Source organism: Streptomyces sp. AK02-01A, assembly GCF_033795305.1.
Lineage (GTDB): Bacteria > Actinomycetota > Actinomycetes > Streptomycetales > Streptomycetaceae > Streptomyces.
The window spans coordinates 22,514-36,929 of record NZ_JARBAE010000017.1 but is presented as its reverse complement, the minus strand read 5'-3'; the positions used below and the strand labels follow the sequence as shown (position 1 = coordinate 36,929).

Genomic DNA, 14,416 nt, shown 5'->3' with positions numbered 1-14,416 from the left:
GGGACCGAGGACGCGCTGTCAGCCGTTCTGGGGCGGCAGCGCGGCGATGAAGGGATGGTCGCGCTCGATCAGGCCGAGCTTGGAAGCACCGCCGGGCGAACCGAGCTCGTCGAAGAACTCGACATTCGCCTTGTAGTAGTCCTTCCACTCCTCCGGGGTGTCGTCCTCGTAGAAGATGGCCTCGACCGGGCAGACCGGCTCACAGGCTCCACAGTCGACGCATTCGTCCGGGTGGATGTACAAGGACCGGGAGCCCTCGTAGATGCAGTCGACCGGGCACTCCTCGATGCACGCCTTGTCCTTGACGTCGACACAAGGCTGCGCGATGACGTAGGTCACGCTGTCGTTCCTCCTCGATAGGGCGCGGCGGGCCGATCTGCGGCTCCGTCCACGGGCGCGCGGGAGCGCGGCGTCGTCGATGCCCGCATCTAGTATCTCCGTTCTTGGGCACGATCCGAACAGGAGGGGCGCAGAGAGCCGTGGAATTCACCGCCGGCGGACGGCTTGAGGTCCGCGTGACACAGGCTGACGTGGGCAAACGGGTATCAGTCAGACAACTGACGGGCGGCGGCGCGGGCGCGGAGAAGTTCACCGACACGGTCGGCGTTCTCACATCCTGGGACGCCGGTGTGCTGCTCATCACACGACGGACCGGTGAGAGCGTCCGGGTTCCCGAGGCCGCGCTGGTGGCGGGCAAGGTGGTGCCGCCCGCGCCGGCCAGGCGCCGCGGGCCTGCGGCGACGTTCGAGGAGCTGGCCCGGATCTCCGCCCGCGCATGGCAGCCGGTGGAGAGCGAACCGCTCGGTGAGTGGCTGCTCAGAGCCGCCTCCGGATTCACCAGACGGGCCAATTCGGTGCTGCCGCTCGGCGATCCCGGGCTGCCACTCGACGAGGCACTGACGCGAGTGCGCCGGTGGTACGGCGAGCGTGGACTGCCCGCGTATCTACAGACCGCGACCGGCGCGGAGGGCACCCAGGAGCGGCTGTGCGCGGAGCTGGAGAAGCGCGGCTGGCGCTCCGAGGTGACCGCGGAGCTGCGCGTCGCCGCGCTCGCGCCACTCGGGGACCGGCCCGGCCCGGAGGAGACCGGCGGGTCGCTGGTACGGCTGGACCGCACCTGTGACGACGCCTGGCTCCAGCGTTACCAGAGGTCCGGTGTGCCCGGACCCCATGTGGTCCACGTACTGGGCAGCGGCCCTTCGGTGTGGTTCGCCACCGTGCCCGGCGCATCGGACGTCCCGGCGGCGATCGGCAGATGTGTGGTCGACGGACGCTGGGCCGGGTTCATGGCGGTGGAGGTCGATCCCGCCCGCCGACGCGAGGGCCTGGCCACCGCGGTGATGACCGCGCTCGCCCGCCGTGCGCTGGAGGAGGGCGCGTCGGCCGCCTGGCTCCAGGTCGAGTCGGACAATGACGGGGCACGTGCGCTGTACGAGGGCATGGGCTTCGCCATTCACCATCGCTATCACCACTTCCGATCCATCTGAGCGGGTACGAGGCGCGTATGCATCCGGAATCCACCGACCGGCGCCGGCTCTTCGCCGAGGAGGCCCGTGCGGAGCGGCCCGATCTGGCGACGCTCTGTCTGCTGATGGCCGCGGAGGCCGATCCCTCCCTGGGCGAGGCCGGTCTTGACGCGGCGCAGGCCGAGCTGGACCGGCTGGCCGGGCTGCTGCCCTACGGAGTCGGCGGAGCGAGCGCCTGGGCGACCGCGCTCGCGGATCTGCTGGGCGCGCGCCACGGCTTCCGCGGCTCCGCCGCCGAATACCAGCGGCTGGAGTCCTCGCTGCTGCCCGAGGTGCTGCGGCGCAGGCGTGGGCTTCCCATCCTGCTGTCGGTGGTCTGGATCGAGGTGGCCAGGCGAGCGGGAGCGGCGGTGTACGGCGTGGCCCTGCCCGGCCATTTCGTGGTCGGCTTCGGGGATCCGGCCGAGCGGATCCTGGCCGATCCGTTCGAGGGCGGACGGCTGCTGACGGGACCCGACGCGGAGCTGCTGGTCAATGGCGCCACGGGTGCGCCGTCACGGCCCGACATGTTCGTTCCCGCCGACCCGCTCGACATCGTCGTGCGCGTCCTGAACAACATCCGCGCCTGGGCGGAGATCCGTCCGGAGCGCACCGATGTCTCGCTGTGGGCGGTTGAGCTGTGCATGCTGCTCCCCGCCCATCCGGCGAGGCTGCGCTACGACCGCGCCAAGCTGCTCGTCCGGCGCGGCGAGTTTCTGCGCGGAGCGGCGGAGATGGACGAGTACGCGCGGGTGGTGGCCGCCGTCGAGCCGTCGACGGCGGAGGCGATCCGCGGCCGGGCCCGGGCGGCGCGGGCGATGCTCAACTGAGCCGATCCGCCGGAATCGGCCATTCTCCGCAGAGACGCCGGGACATGCCGGAGCCCTCGCCCGGTGAGGCGAGGGCTCCGGAAACCACGGGACCCGGTGAAGATCGGCGGACAGGACTCAGCTGGGATCGAGGTCGATCACCTGGGTGCGCTCGGCCGGCGTCTTGCCGAGCAGCGCCTTCCCCATCGCCTGGGCCACATCGGCGGAGGAGACGGGATACTGCTTGCCGTCGCCCTTGGTGATGGTGATGCCGTCGAAGACGCCTTCCAGAAGCTGGTCGATGGCGTTCCTGTCGTAGACCTCGACGAGCTTCCCGTCGATCGCCTTCATCGAGAGAATCTTGGGCAGCGACTTCGCGGGACCGAACTGGATCTGCTTGTCGGCGGCCTTGATCGTGATCAGGTCGGACATCGCGGGCTCGGCGAACTCCTTCATCGCCCGGTCCAGCTCCGCCTGGGTGATCGTCGGCTCACGAGTGGCGACAGGCAGTGCGACCGTGTTCGTCTTCCCGGTCTGGACCTGGGCGCGGTAGGCGTCCCGTACCGAGATGATCGAGTGGCTGACGTCCAGCGCCTTGCCCGTCTTGCCCGGGACCGCGACGGCCCGGCCCGGCTCGAACTTGATCGTCCCGTCGGCGGCCGAGCCCGAGACGCCCGCGAGATCGTTCAGCGCCGCGCTCAGCTTCTCCTCGTCGACAGGGATCACCGGCTCGGCGATCCGTGCGCCGCCGAAGAGCGAGCCGATCACCGAGACCGGGTTGTAGTCGCTGCCGGCCGCGGCGCGGACGGTCGCCTGGCTGTCCAGGCTGAGTCCGGCCTTGTCCGGGGCCAGTTCTACCGTCTCGCCACCGATGGTGAGCCGCAGCGGCGCGACGGCGCGCTCGCCGAACGTGGAGTCGAGCTTCTTGACCGCCTGGTCCCGGGTGCCGCCGATGTCCACGCCCAGGACGGTGGTGCCCTTGGGCACGTCGGAGCGGTTCATGAGCAGACCGGCGCCGTAGAGCCCGCCGGCCGCCACGACGACGGCCACGACCAGAAGCATCAGCTTGGAGCGGCCCTTCTTGGCGGGCCTGGCCGGAGCGGCGGCGCGCGCGGGGGCCGTGCCGGACGGCGCGGCGCCCTGGGCGGGACCAGCCGGTCCGGGGAAGTCCGGCGTCGAGAAGCCCTGGTCCTGGCCGGCCGGGCCGAGCCCGTCGAGCCGGGCGGCCGGATCCGTGTGCGGGCCGCCGCCCTTGGGACCGGAGCCCGGGAAGGGCGTCCGGTGCTCCGGCGGGACCACGGGGATACCGCTGGTCAGCGTGTCTCCGGAGACATGCCCGGCGGGACCCGGTCCTGGCGCCGGCTGCTGCGGGGTCAGTTCCGCGGTGTCGTCGGACATCCGGGGCGGACCGGCCTGGCCGGCACCCGGCGGCGTGCCGAGAACAGCGGGCGAGGTGCCCAGCGAAGAGCTGCCGGTGGCCGGGCCGGTGGTCGGACCGCTGGGTCCGGCCGCCGCGCCTGGCGCGTAACCGTTGCTGCCGGGGCCGCCGAACGGGCCGCCGCCGACCGGCGGATGCGGCTGCGGGTTCTCCGGGTAGTACGGCTGGTCAGGGCGCCGGTCGCCGCTCGGATCGTCCGGTGGCGTCGGCCCGCCCGCGACGGCGGCCGCGCCCGCGCCCATGCCGGCGCCCGACGACTTGCGTGGCGCGAACCAGTCACTGGTGGGCTTGTCGCCGGCGGGCTTCTCCTCCGCGCCGGCGGGCCGGCCCGCGTCGGCGTCCGGGGCCGTGCCAGGACCCGGAACCGCGCCGGCGGGTTCGCCCGAGGGCACACCGCGGCCGTCGGTGCTGTCGCCGTCGCCCATCGGCGTACGCATCACGACCGGCGGAATCGGCCGCGAACCCGGGATGTTGATCCGGATGCGGGTGGTCAGCGTGGTCTCGGTTCTGGGCGCGTCCTGCTGCGGCACGGACGCGGTTCCCGTCTCCTCCGGAGCGTCCTGCTGGGGATGCAGCGACGGATACTGGCGGGATCCGTACGGCGGTGTCCCCGAGGGGTACGCGGCTCCGCCGCGCCCCTGGGGCCCGGAGGACGAACTGTCAGTTTCACGACTCAAAGCAGGTTCTCCCGGTTGGCTCCGCCGCCCGTTCTTACTGGTACTCAACTGTTCGGGTCCCCCATGCCGGAGGCGAGGGGACGGCCCGGAGCGCGCACCACCATACTGGCCTCCGGTGACACACACCCGACGGCCGTGGCAAGCGACGCTCCGCGGGCCGTACGGACAAGGCCGTTTCGGCAGCGGGCAGACACGTCACTTCCCAAGTCGGCCGGACTTCGTACCTGGTTGCGGCAACCGCGACATGGTGGCACACATCACAGCCACCACCATGCCGCCCAGGAGGTAGACGAGCGGCCCGAGGCCCGCCGCGAAGACCGCGTCACCCTCCGGGCGGGGGATGCTCAGCAGGACGGCCGCGATCAGCCAGCCCGCGGCGGGCGCACCCACGCCGAGCTGAGTGCCGGTGGCGTACAGCCCGCCGTAGAAGAGGCCGGCCGTCGCGAGCAGCGCGAGCAGCAAGCCGCCGGGAAACAGGCCGCCTTGGGCGAGTGAGCCCGCGACTCCGACCAGCGCTCCGAGTACGAACAGACCCATATACGTGGCGATACGTCCTGGTCTGGACGGTCCCGCGAACGGGCCGCCGGGCTGCTGCCGCCGCCCGCTCACGCGCCGGCTCCCGCGAAGAGATCGTCTTCCCGCTCGCCGTTTGGCGCTCCCGGCTCGCCGTGCGCCAACTGGTAGTACTCGGCGGCGAAGAGCGGCTGTCCCAGGTCGTTGGAGAGCGCGAAGAAGGGTCCGTCCACGGCGATTTGGGTGGCGTGGGCGCGCATCGCGGCCGCTTTCCGCGCCCGGTACGGCGTGCCGTCGATCGCCGCGGTGATCTCTGTGTCGTCGATCACACCCGGGAGGTCGTCGACCGCGGCGACACCGGGAAAGTCCGTCCCGGTGGCGCGCAGCCGGGCGAAGCCCTCTTCGGCGACCGAGCGCGGTACGCGGTTCCAGTAGATCTTCGCGATGCTGTGCGGAGCACCGAGTCCGGGCCGGTAGCCGGTCTCGGCCGCCAGGACGGCCGCGCGCATGGCGACGCGGTGGGCCTGGATGTGGTCGGGATGGCCGTAGCCGCCGTGCGGGTCGTACGTCACCAGCACCTGCGGGCGCACCTCGCGGATCACCTCGACGAGGTACGGAGCGGCGTCGTCGACGTCCGCGTGCCAGAAGGCGTCCTCGCGGTGGTTCTGCTCCAGGCCCATCATCCCGGAGTCCCGGAACCGCCCGGGGCCGCCGAGGAAACGGTGGTCGGTGACGCCCAGCTCCTTCATCGCCGCGGCGAGTTCGCCGATGCGATGGGCGCCGAGGCGGTCCTCCTGATCGGCCGCGAGATGGGCGAGGCCGGCCGGGATGACCTCGCCCTCCTCACCGAGGGTGCAGGTCACCAGGGTGACCCGGGCGCCCTCGGCCGCGTACTTGGCCATGGTGGCGCCGTTGTTGATCGACTCGTCGTCGGGGTGCGCGTGCACAAGCAGCAGACGACGAGCGGGGAGATCGGTCATGAGGACAGCCTACGAGGCGGCGCGAGGCTCTTCCCGGTCTCCCTCGTCAGTGAAGATTGGCTGATAGTCGACGGCTGAATGGCTAGAACTTGATCCCACCGATCATCCCCGCCACGTTCGTGGTCAGCTCGCTGATGGTGGGGGCGATGGAGGAGCTGGCGATATAGAACCCGAGCAGCATGCAGACCACCGCGTGTCCGGCCTTCAGCCCGGATTTCCGGACCAGCAGGAAGACGACGATCGCCAGCAGCACCACCGCCGAAATCGAGAGTGCCACGGCGGTTCACCTCCATAAATTCTCAGTCGGGAAAACGCAGCATGCATGTGCCGGCGGATTCATACCCACCTAACGCTACGGATCATAACTATCCGTGCGTGCGCATCTGTCGGTGCACGGCAGCACACGGGGGCGCACGGACGCTAGGTTCGGTCGCATGACCTTGAGGCAGCAGATCTCCTTTCCGCGCCAGTACGCCAGGACCCAGCGATTCACCCTCGGCGCCCCGCGCGCCTTCACGGTGTCGCCCGACGGGGCGCGGGTGGTCTTCCTCCGGTCCGCCTCCGGGACGGACCGCGCGAACCGTCTCTGTGTGCTCGACCTCGACGGTTCTCCGTCGGCCGGCGGGTGCGAGCGGATCGCCGCGGATCCGGAGGTACTGCTGGGCGGCGCCGCCGAACGGCTCTCGGCCGAGGAGCGGGCACGGCGCGAGCGGAGCCGTGAGGGATCCGGCGGCATCGTCGGCTACGCGGTGGACGGCGCGGTCGAACTGGCCGCCTTCACACTGTCCGGACGGCTGTACGCGGCCGAGCTGCGGGCCGGGACGACGCGTGAACTGCGCGTCCCCGGCCCGGTGCTGGACCCGCGGCCCTCTCCGGACGGGCGGCACATCGCCTACGCGGCCCAGGGAGCGCTGCGCATGGTCGGGGCGGACGGAGAGGCCGACCGGGAGCTGGCAGGTCCGGAGAAGGCCGACAGCGCCGATGTCACCTACGGTCTGGCGGAGTTCGTCGCGGCCGAGGAGATGAGCCGCTCCCGGGGCTACTGGTGGTCTCCCCGCTCCGACCGGCTGCTGGTGGCCCGGGTCGACACGGCCGAGGTTCGGCGGTGGTGGATCTCCGACCCCGCGCACCCGGACCGGGAGCCGGCCCGGGTGGCCTATCCGGCGGCCGGTACGCCCAACGCCGAGGTGCGTCTCTTCCTGGTCGGGCTGGACGGCTCGCGCGTGGAGGTGACCTGGGACCGCGCGCGCCATCCGTATCTGGCCCGGGTGCACTGGTCGGAGGCCGGCGCGCCGCTGCTGCTCGTACAGAGCCGCGACCAGCGCGGCCAGCTCTATCTGGCGGTGGACACGGAGAGCGGCGCGACCAGGACCGTGCACCAGGACGAGGACCCGGCGTGGCTGGAGCTCTTCCCCGGAGTGCCCGCCTGGGCGCCGGACGGACGCCTGGTCCGGATCGCCGACGAGGGAGGCGCCCGGGTGCTGGTGGTCGGCGACCGGCCACTGACCGGGCCCCAGTTGCATCTGCGGTCGGTACTGGACATCGGTGAGCACGACATCCTGGTCTCGGCGTCGGCCGGCGAGGAGGCCGCCGGTCCCGAGACCGGCGAGATCCATGTGTACCGGGTCAGCGAACTGGGGATCGAGCGGTTCTCGGCGGGCGCGGGGGTGCACTCCGCCGTGCGTACGGGCGGAGTGACGGTGCTGGTCTCGGCCCGGCCGACCGTCGCCGGGTCCTCGGTACAGGTGTTCAGGGACGGCAAGGAGCCCGTCACGGTCGGCTCGTACGCCGAGCAGCCGGTGCTCACGGCCCGCGTGCGCCTCACCGAAGGGGGCGCACGGCGGATTCCGTGCGCCGTACTACTGCCGGCCGGCCACCAGGAGTCGGACGGCCCGCTGCCGGTCCTGCTGGACCCGTACGGCGGCCCGCACGGCCAGCGGGTGGTCGCGTCCCAGAACGCGCATCTCACCTCGCAGTGGTTCGCCGACCAGGGCTTCGCCGTCGTCGTCGCCGACGGCCGGGGCACGCCCGGCCGTTCGCCCGCCTGGGAGAAGTCGGTCAAGAACAATCTGCTGCTCACTCTGGACGACCAGGTCGAGGCGCTGAGCGACCTCGCCGGCCGGTTCCCGCTGGACACCGGGCGGGTGGCGATCCGCGGCTGGTCGTACGGCGGCTATCTGGCCGCGCTCGCGGTACTGCGCCGGCCCGATGTCTTCCACGCGGCGGTCGCGGGCGCCCCGGTCACCGATCTGCGCCTCTACGACACCCACTACATGGAGCGCTATCTCGGCATCCCGGAGGAGGCGCCCGAGGTGTACGCCGCGAACTCACTCGTCACCGACGCGGGGCTGTCGGCTCCGGAGAACCCCGCGCGGCCGCTGATGATCATCCATGGTCTGGCTGACGACAATGTGGTGGTGGCACACACACTCCGGCTCTCGTCGGCGCTGCTCTCCGCGGGCCGGCCTCATGAGGTCCTGCCGCTGACGGGTGTGACGCACATGACACCGCAGGAGGAGATCGCGGAGAACCTGCTGCTGCTCCAAGTGGACTTTCTCAAGCGGTCGCTGGGGATGTCCTGAGCGGCCGGCCGGGACCGGCGCAACACGGGCGACCGGCCGGGACTCGTAAGTCCCGGCCGGTCCACGGCACCCGCACGGCCGTACGCTGTACAGCCTGACGCGTCCGTATATCGGTGACGGGTCCGCCAAGTTGCCTCTGTGTTAACGAAATTGCCACCACTTATACGCTTTTGTCTCCTGAATCCAGCCACTCCTCCGCGGCACCGCCCGGTGTGCCCGGCACTGTCCGTCTCTCCTGCGCGAAGTGGCAGGCGGAAGGGTGCGCGGCGGGCCCGGCCTGTGCGCGGAAGGCCTCCGGAACCGCCAGCTCCGGCACCTCCAGCTCGCAGCGCTCCCGCGCCTTCCAGCAGCGCGTGCGGAAGCGGCAGCCGGACGGCGGATGCGCCGGCGACGGGACATCGCCGGTCAGGATGATCCGGTCGCGGTGCTCGCGGGCGGCGGGGTCGGGCAGTGGAGCGGCGGAGAGCAGCGCCTGGGTGTACGGATGCGTGGCGTGGCCGTAGATCTGCGCGTCGGTGCCGGTCTCGGCCAGCCGTCCCAGATACATCACTCCGACCCGGTCGGAGATGTGCCGCACGATCGAGAGGTCGTGGGCGATGAAGATGTAGGCGAGGCCGAACTCGTCCTGGAGCCTCTCCATCAGATTGATGACCTGCGCCTGGACGGAGACATCGAGGGCCGAGACCGGTTCGTCGGCGACGATGATCTCCGGGCGGAGCGCGAGGCCCCGGGCGATACCGATGCGCTGGCGCTGGCCGCCGGAGAACTGGTGCGGATAGCGGTTGATGTACTCCGGATTGAGGCCGACCACATCCAGCAGCTCCTGGACCTTCCGGCGCCGGTCGCCTCTGGGCGCCACCTCGGGATGGATCTCGTACGGCTCGCCGACGATGTCGCCGACGGTCATCCGCGGGTTCAGCGAGGTGTACGGATCCTGGAACACCATCTGGATGTTTCTGCGCACCGACTTCAGCGCGCGTCCCGACAGCCGGGTGATGTCGTCGCCCCGGTAGCGGATCCGGCCGGCCGTCGGCCGCTCCAGATTCACCAGGAGCTTCGCCACGGTCGACTTGCCGCAGCCGGACTCTCCCACGATGCCGAGGGTCTCGCCGGCGGCCAGGTCGAAGGAGACCCCGTCGACCGCGCGCACGGCCCCGATCTGTTTCCTGAAGAGAACGCCTCTGGTCAGGGGATAGTGCTTGACCAGGTCCCGCACCTCCAGAAGGGCCTCAGCCATCGAGCGTCTCCGTCCAGAAGTGGCAGGCGCTGCGCCGGCCCGGGGCCACCTCGTAGAGCGGCGGCACCTCCGTCCGGCACACGTCCCGGGCCAGCGGGCAGCGCGGATTGAAGGCGCAGCCGGGCGGGATGTCCAGCAGATTCGGCGGCAGTCCCTTGATGGCGTAGAGCTGCCGGCCCTTCTGGTCCAGGCGCGGGATCGAGTCCAGCAGACCTCGGGTGTAGGGATGAGCGGGAGCCCGGTAGATGTCGTGCACCGGCGCGGTCTCCACGATCCGGCCCGCGTACATCACCGCGATCCTGTCGGCGACATCGGCGACCACTCCCAGATCGTGGGTGATCAGGATCAGTCCCATGTCCAGTTCCCGCCGCAGCTCCGCGAGCAGCTCCATCACCTGGGCCTGGACGGTCACATCCAGTGCGGTCGTCGGTTCGTCGGCGATGATCAGCGAGGGCTCCAGCGCCATCGCCATGGCGATCATGACGCGCTGGCGCATACCGCCGGAGAACTGGTGCGGATAGTCGTCGACCCGCTCCCGCGCCGCCGGGATCCTGACCCGGTCCATCAGCTCGACGGCCTTCCCTCGCGCCTCCCGGCGGGACATTCCACGGTGCACGATGAACATCTCGCCGAGCTGAGCACCCACGGTGAGCACCGGGTTGAGCGAGGACAGCGCGTCCTGGAAGATCATTGCCATCTCCGCGCCGCGGATCCGCCGTCGCCGCTCCGCCGTGAGCCTGAGCAGATCCCTGCCGCGGAACAGCACCTCTCCGCCCGTGATCCGGCCGGGCGGCATGTCCAGAATCCCCATGACGGCCTGCGCGGTGACGGACTTGCCGGAACCCGACTCGCCCAGTACGGCGAGCGTCTCGCCCGCGTCCACCGCGTAGCTGACGCCGTTGACGGCTCTGGCGATTCCGTCCCGGGTGTGGAACTCCACTCGCAGATCGCGTACTTCGAGCAACACGGCACGCAGCTCCTCAGCGCAGCTTGGGGTCGAGGGCGTCGCGCACGGCGTCGCCGAGCATGATGAACGCGAGCACGGTGACCGCCAGCGCGCCGGCCGGCCAGAGCAGCATGTGCGGGGCGTTGCGGATGTACGGAGAGGCGTCCGAGATGTCGATCCCCCACGAGACGGTGGGCGGTTTGAGTCCGACACCGAGGTACGAGAGGGTCGCCTCCAGCGCGATGAACGTACCGAGCGCGATGGTCGCCACGACGATCACCGGAGCGATGGCGTTGGGCAGGATGTGCCGCAGCATCAGCCGTGTGTTGGAGGCGCCGAGCGCCCGTGCCGCCTGGATGAAGTCGTTCTGTTTGATGGTGATGACAGAGCCGCGGGCGATCCGGGAGATCTGCGGCCAGCCGAGCAGCACCATGAAGCCGATCACGGGCCAGACGGTCGAACCGGTCACCACGGACAGCAGCACCAGACCGCCGAGGACCACCGGAACGGCGAAGAAGATATCGGTGATCCGGGAGAGGACCGCGTCCCAGAATCCGCCGAAGAAGCCGGCCAGACCGCCCAGCAGCGAGCCGACGGCCGCGACACCGAGCGAGGCGCACACACCGACCACGACCGATGTCCTGGCGCCGTACACCGTACGGGTGTAGACGTCGCAGCCCTGTCCGTTGAAGCCGAAGGGATGGCCGGGCCCGGAGCCCTCCTGGGCCCTGGCTAGATCGCAGGTGAGCGGATTGCCGGCGGCGATCAGTGACGGCCGGATCGAGATGATCACCAGAAAGACGATGAGAAGACCCGACACGATGAAGACCGGGTCCCTGCGCAGATCACGCCAGGCGTCCGACCGGAGGCTGTGCGGCTTGCCGACGGGCCCGCCCGCGCCGGGTTCCGCCGGACCGCGCTCCAGAGTGGCTCCCTCGCTGACGGCGAGGTCCATCGCGCCGCCGGCTCCGGTCGGCGCCACGGCTTCCGCTCGGTGGCCGGAGGCGGGAAGCTGCTGCTCAGGCATACCGGATCCTCGGGTCGAGAACGGCGTAGACAAGGTCGACCAGCAGATTCGCGACCAGGAAGACGATGACGAGTACGGTCACGAAACCGACCACGGTCTGGGTGTTCTGGCGCAGGATGCCCTGGTAGAGCTGGAATCCGACGCCATGGATATTGAAGATCCGCTCGGTGACGATGGCGCCGCCCATCAGAGCGCCGATGTCGGTACCGATGAAGGTGACCACCGGGATCAGTGAGTTGCGCAGCAGATGCCGGGTGATGACCCGCCGTCTGGGCAGGCCCTTGGCGATGGCGGTGCGGACATAGTCGGCGCGGACGTTCTCGGCGATCGAGGTGCGGGTCAGCCGGGTGACATACGCCAGAGAGACCGAGGCGAGCACCAGTCCTGGCACGATCAGCTCGTCGACCGTCGCGGCGGCCGAGACCGACGGCCCGATGAGTCTCCACTCCACACCGAACACAAGCTGTGCCAGCAGACCGGTGACAAAGGTCGGGACGGCGATGACCACCAGCGTCAGCAGCAGTACGGACGTGTCGACCGGGCGGCCGCGGCGCAGCCCGGTGATCACGCCGAGGCTCACTCCGATGACGATCTCGAAGACGACGGCCACGATCGTCAGCCGGATGGTGACCGGGAAGGCGTCTGCCATCAGGTCGATGACCTTCTGGCCGTTGAACGCGGTGCCGAAGTCGCCGGAGAAGACATGGCCCATATAGGTGAGGTACTGGCGCCACACCGGCTCGTCGAGGCCGAATTCCCGGCGCAGTTGGGCCTCGGTCGCCGGATCGCACTGCTTGTCCCCGCAGAGGCCCGCGACGGGATCGCCCATCACATTGACCATGAGGAAGATCAGCAGTGTGGCGCCGATGAAGACGGGGACCATCTGCAGCAGCCGCCGGATCACATAACGTCCCATGAGGGGCTCCGGAGATCGTTCGGATGCGGAAAAGGTCTCCCGGGCGCGATGCCGGTGAAAGGTGTCAGGCCCGGGACACGGCGGGCGGCGGGCCGTCCGCGCTCGCGCATCAGCGGACCCTGATCTCGTTGTAGACGGGGACACTGAACGGGTTCAGTGCGACCCCGGTGATCCGGTCCGAATAGCCGGCGCTGCCGTTCTGGTACCAGAGCGGGATCGCGGCCATCCGGTCGCGTACGACGCCCTCGGCCTGCTGGAATTTCCGTACCGCTGACTTCGCGTCGGATTCGGCGTTGGCCTCGTTGACGAGTCGGTCGAACTCCGCGTCGCTCCACTTGCCGTCGTTGGACGAGGCATTGGTGTAGTAGAGCGGCTGAAGGAAGTTCTGGATCAGCGGGTAGTCCATCTGCCAGCCCGCTCGGAACGGGCCGGTCAGCTTCTTCTGACCGATCTGGTTGCGGAAGTCCGCGAAGGTGCCGATCGGTCTGCCGGCACACGCCTTGTCGTTTCCCAGCGAGTTGTTGATGCTGTTGCAGACCGCGTCGACCCACTCCTTGTTTGAGCCGGAGTCGGCGTTGTAGGAGATCGTGAGCCGGCCGCCGGGAATGCCGCCGCCCGCCCGGATCATCTTTTTCGCCGCGGCCGGATCGAAGACGCACGCGCGGCCGCAGAGCCCGGCCCGGTAGCCGCCGTCGGCGCCGAGGACCGGCGAGGTCCAGTCGGTGGCCGGCGTACGGGTCTTCCGGAAGATCGTCTCGGTGATCTGCTTGCGGTTGACCGCCATGGAGAGGCCGGTACGGACCTTGGCCGCGCCCGGCGTGTTCCACCGTTTGTCGGAGTAGGGAAAGGCGAGGGTCTGGATGATGCCGGCCGGAGTGTTGATGTACCGCCCGCTCAAGTCGCCCTTCACGTTCCGCAGTTGTGCGGCCGGGATGTCGTCGACGAGATCGAGATGGCCCGCGACCAGATCGGTGTAGGCGGTGTTGCTGTCGGTGTAGACCATGAGGTCCACTCCGCCGTTACGCACCTTCTCGGTGCCCGGATAGCCCTTCCGGGTGCGCAGCGACATCTGCGAACCTCTGATGTATCTCTCCACCGTGTACGGGCCGTTGCCGACGGGCTTGGAGAGCCAGGCCGTGTGGTCGTCGAAGAACATCCGGGGCAGCGGCGCGAAGGCCGCGTATCCCAGCGTGTCGGGCCAGCTCGAAAACTGCTGGGACAGCCTGACGGTGAAGGTCCTTTCGCCCGTCACTTTCAGCCCGGCCATCGTCCGGGCGGTGGGCCGGCCCGATTCCGGATGGACCTTGTCATAGCCGTCGATGTACTGGAAGAAGCTGGAGTTCTTCTGGTTGTTCTTGAGGTTCGCGCCGTAGTTCCAGGCATCGACGAAGGACCTCGCGGTGACCTTCTCGCCATTGCTGAAGGTCCATCCGTCCTTCACGGTGACCGCGAAGTTCTTCGCGTCCTGGCTGTCGATCCTCTCGGCGAGCGCGTTCTCGGCCCGGCCGGTTTCCGGGTGGTATCTCTTCAGACCGCGGAAGATCATGTCGAGGACCTTGCCGCCCTGGACCTCATTGGTGTTCGCGGGCTCCAGCGGGTTCTGCGGGTCACCCCAGGAGGAACGCACCACACCGTCGGGACCACCGGTGACGACGGCGCCGCCTCCGCAGGCCGTCACGGCAAGGACCACGGCCGACGAGCACGCGGCCCGTCCGACGACCGTGGCCCCACGCATGGATGTGCACCCTCGGACCATTTGTCTTATGTAATCCGAAATTTTTATGGA

13 protein-coding genes are annotated in these 14,416 nt (G+C 69.7%); 3 read left to right on the top strand and 10 right to left on the bottom strand.

Annotation, left to right across the window (positions count from 1 at the left end; genetic code table 11):
* Positions 1 to 18 precede the first annotated feature (18 nt).
* Positions 19 to 339 carry a ferredoxin gene (fdxA, locus tag PV679_RS17830; protein WP_003985062.1) on the bottom strand — a complete coding sequence of 107 codons (321 nt, stop codon included), beginning with the start codon at positions 337 to 339 and terminating at the stop codon, positions 19 to 21.
* Positions 340 to 479: 140 nt separating this feature from the next.
* Here fdxA and PV679_RS17825 point away from each other — a divergent pair, with 140 nt between their 5' ends.
* Both PV679_RS17825 and PV679_RS17820 read left to right on the top strand, forming a co-directional pair.
* Positions 480 to 1,487, top strand: coding sequence for a GNAT family N-acetyltransferase (locus tag PV679_RS17825; protein ID WP_319681273.1), 1,008 nt, complete (start codon positions 480 to 482; stop codon positions 1,485 to 1,487).
* A gap of 17 nt (positions 1,488 to 1,504) precedes the next feature.
* Positions 1,505 to 2,335, top strand: coding sequence for a transglutaminase-like domain-containing protein (locus PV679_RS17820; protein ID WP_319681272.1), 831 nt, complete (start codon positions 1,505 to 1,507; stop codon positions 2,333 to 2,335).
* Between the two features lie 117 nt (positions 2,336 to 2,452).
* Here the strand turns inward: PV679_RS17820 and PV679_RS17815 are convergent, their stop codons facing one another.
* From PV679_RS17815 to PV679_RS17800, 4 genes are all read right to left on the bottom strand, one after another.
* Positions 2,453 to 4,429, bottom strand: a complete 1,977-nt coding sequence (locus PV679_RS17815) for a hypothetical protein (protein ID WP_319681271.1) — start codon at positions 4,427 to 4,429, stop codon at positions 2,453 to 2,455.
* 195 nt (positions 4,430 to 4,624) lie between these two features.
* Positions 4,625 to 4,966 (bottom strand): DUF6113 family protein, encoded by a 342-nt coding sequence (locus PV679_RS17810; protein WP_416069747.1) that lies wholly within the window; start codon positions 4,964 to 4,966, stop codon positions 4,625 to 4,627.
* 68 nt (positions 4,967 to 5,034) lie between these two features.
* A complete protein-coding gene (mshB, locus tag PV679_RS17805; protein WP_319681269.1) occupies positions 5,035 to 5,922 on the bottom strand; it encodes an N-acetyl-1-D-myo-inositol-2-amino-2-deoxy-alpha-D-glucopyranoside deacetylase in 888 nt (295 codons plus the stop codon).
* A gap of 82 nt (positions 5,923 to 6,004) precedes the next feature.
* A complete protein-coding gene (locus tag PV679_RS17800; RefSeq protein WP_030352924.1) occupies positions 6,005 to 6,199 on the bottom strand; it encodes a hypothetical protein in 195 nt (64 codons plus the stop codon).
* Between the two features lie 157 nt (positions 6,200 to 6,356).
* On the opposite strand from PV679_RS17800, the gene PV679_RS17795 reads away from it, so the two are divergent.
* Positions 6,357 to 8,504 (top strand): S9 family peptidase, encoded by a 2,148-nt coding sequence (locus tag PV679_RS17795; RefSeq protein ID WP_319681268.1) that lies wholly within the window; start codon positions 6,357 to 6,359, stop codon positions 8,502 to 8,504.
* A 160-nt stretch (positions 8,505 to 8,664) separates the two neighbouring features.
* Here PV679_RS17795 and PV679_RS17790 read toward each other — a convergent pair whose 3' ends face one another.
* From PV679_RS17790 to PV679_RS17770, 5 genes are all read right to left on the bottom strand, one after another.
* Positions 8,665 to 9,741, bottom strand: a complete 1,077-nt coding sequence (locus PV679_RS17790; RefSeq protein ID WP_319681267.1) for a dipeptide ABC transporter ATP-binding protein — start codon at positions 9,739 to 9,741, stop codon at positions 8,665 to 8,667.
* On the bottom strand, positions 9,734 to 10,708 hold the full coding sequence (locus PV679_RS17785; RefSeq protein ID WP_319681266.1) for an ABC transporter ATP-binding protein: 975 nt from the start codon (positions 10,706 to 10,708) through the stop codon (positions 9,734 to 9,736). The genes PV679_RS17790 and PV679_RS17785 overlap by 8 nt, the downstream gene beginning before the upstream one ends.
* 13 nt (positions 10,709 to 10,721) lie before the next feature.
* Positions 10,722 to 11,714 (bottom strand): ABC transporter permease, encoded by a 993-nt coding sequence (locus tag PV679_RS17780; RefSeq protein WP_319681265.1) that lies wholly within the window; start codon positions 11,712 to 11,714, stop codon positions 10,722 to 10,724.
* Entirely contained in the window at positions 11,707 to 12,630 is a 924-nt protein-coding gene (locus tag PV679_RS17775; RefSeq protein WP_319681263.1) for an ABC transporter permease, read from the bottom strand. The genes PV679_RS17780 and PV679_RS17775 overlap by 8 nt, the downstream gene beginning before the upstream one ends.
* Positions 12,631 to 12,739: 109 nt before the next feature.
* The gene (locus PV679_RS17770) at positions 12,740 to 14,365 is read right to left on the bottom strand and encodes an ABC transporter substrate-binding protein (RefSeq protein WP_319681261.1); all 1,626 of its coding nucleotides are present in this window, start codon (positions 14,363 to 14,365) and stop codon (positions 12,740 to 12,742) included.
* Between the last annotated feature and the right edge of the window lie 51 nt (positions 14,366 to 14,416).

Bases quoted from the DNA above. Each gene is read 5' to 3' on its own strand.
- PV679_RS17820 (WP_319681272.1), top strand. From the start codon at position 1,505: ATGCATCCGGAATCCACCGACCGGCGCCGGCTCTTCGCCGAGGAGGCC.
- PV679_RS17810 (WP_416069747.1), bottom strand. From the start codon at position 4,966: ATGGGTCTGTTCGTACTCGGAGCGCTGGTCGGAGTCGCGGGCTCACTC.
- mshB (WP_319681269.1), bottom strand. From the start codon at position 5,922: ATGACCGATCTCCCCGCTCGTCGTCTGCTGCTTGTGCACGCGCACCCC.
- PV679_RS17795 (WP_319681268.1), top strand. From the start codon at position 6,357: ATGACCTTGAGGCAGCAGATCTCCTTTCCGCGCCAGTACGCCAGGACC.
- PV679_RS17790 (WP_319681267.1), bottom strand. From the start codon at position 9,741: ATGGCTGAGGCCCTTCTGGAGGTGCGGGACCTGGTCAAGCACTATCCC.
- PV679_RS17780 (WP_319681265.1), bottom strand. From the start codon at position 11,714: ATGCCTGAGCAGCAGCTTCCCGCCTCCGGCCACCGAGCGGAAGCCGTG.
- PV679_RS17775 (WP_319681263.1), bottom strand. From the start codon at position 12,630: ATGGGACGTTATGTGATCCGGCGGCTGCTGCAGATGGTCCCCGTCTTC.
- PV679_RS17770 (WP_319681261.1), bottom strand. From the start codon at position 14,365: ATGCGTGGGGCCACGGTCGTCGGACGGGCCGCGTGCTCGTCGGCCGTG.